Annotated in this window: 1 protein-coding gene and 1 pseudogene; both read left to right on the plus strand. The window is 64.6% G+C overall.

All coding sequences use genetic code 11. The features are described 5' to 3' along the window. The coding region (gene tnpB / locus C9E82_RS23930; protein ID WP_420849877.1) for an IS66 family insertion sequence element accessory protein TnpB at window positions 1-362 on the plus strand (362 nt) is incomplete at its 5' end. A gap of 55 nt (window positions 363-417) precedes the next feature. Beyond that, window positions 418-1,163 (plus strand): annotated as a pseudogene (locus C9E82_RS23935) (IS66 family transposase); the annotation flags it as partial.

A 1,163-nucleotide genomic window follows, 5' to 3' on the forward strand; every position in this document is an offset into this window, starting at 1 on the left:
GACCCGCGATGATCGCTTTTCCTGCCGGGGTAAAGGTTTGGATTGCGGGCGGCGTGACGGGCATGAGGTGCGGGATGGACAGCCTGGCGTTGAAGGTCCAGCAGGGGCTCGGCCGCGATCCGCACGGTGGTGAGATCTTCTGCTTCCGGGGGCGCAAGGGCGACTTGATCAAGATCCTCTGGCACGATGGCGTCGGCATGTCGCTGTATCTGAAGCGGCTGGAGGCGGGGAAATTCATCTGGCCGGTGAGTCAGAATGGCTCGGCCGTTCCGGTCTCGGCGGCGCAGCTCGGCTATCTTCTGGAAGGGATCGACTGGCGCAATCCGCGCTGGACGCAGCGACCTGCCTTGGCGGGGAGATAGTCAAAATACCCTTGTTTTATTGGATTATTTCGGGGCCGCGTGGTAGGTCTTTGGCATGACGGAGACCGCATCTGAGATCGCTGTTCTGCGCGCCGCACTCGCCGCGGCCGAGGCCCGCGCGTCTGCTGCAGAGGGCGCTTTGGTCGCCGCCAAGGGGGAGTTGACCCAAGTTCAGGCAATCGTCTCGGCCTCCGAAGACATGATCCGGCACCTTCGACTGCAGATCGCCAAACTCCGGCGCGAGCAATATGGCCAGAGCGCCGAACGCCATGCCCGGCTGATTGAACAACTGGAGATGCAACTCGAGGACATCGAGACCGACATTGCTGATGGCCGAGGCAAAGCGGAGGCAACGGGCCCAGGGGCGATGGTCTCGGCGTTCGAACGCCGCCGCCCCACCCGCAAGCCATTCCCCGAGCATCTGCCGCGCGAGCGCGTGGTGATCGAGGTTCCTGCCGCCTGCACCTGCTGTGGTTCGGCGCGCATCGTGAAAATGGGCGAAGACATCACCGAGACGCTGGAGGTCATTCCCCGGCAGTGGAAGGTCGTGCAGACCGTCCGCGAGAAGTGAGAAAATCAGCCAGCCGCCGGCGCCGTTTCATCCGACGCCTTGGGGCTGGGCGGGGCCCAACCTGCTGGCGATGGTGCTGTTCGAGAAGTTCGGCCGGCATCAGCCCCTGAACCGGCAGGCCGAACGCTACGCGAAGGAGGGCGTCGAGATCAGCCTTTCCACCCTGGCCGACCAGGTCGGGGCCTGCGCCGTCGCCCTGCAGCCGATCCACGATCTGATCCGCGCCCATG

The sequence above is a fragment of the Paracoccus sigandri genome (assembly GCF_003709565.1).
Lineage (GTDB): Bacteria > Pseudomonadota > Alphaproteobacteria > Rhodobacterales > Rhodobacteraceae > Paracoccus > Paracoccus siganidrum.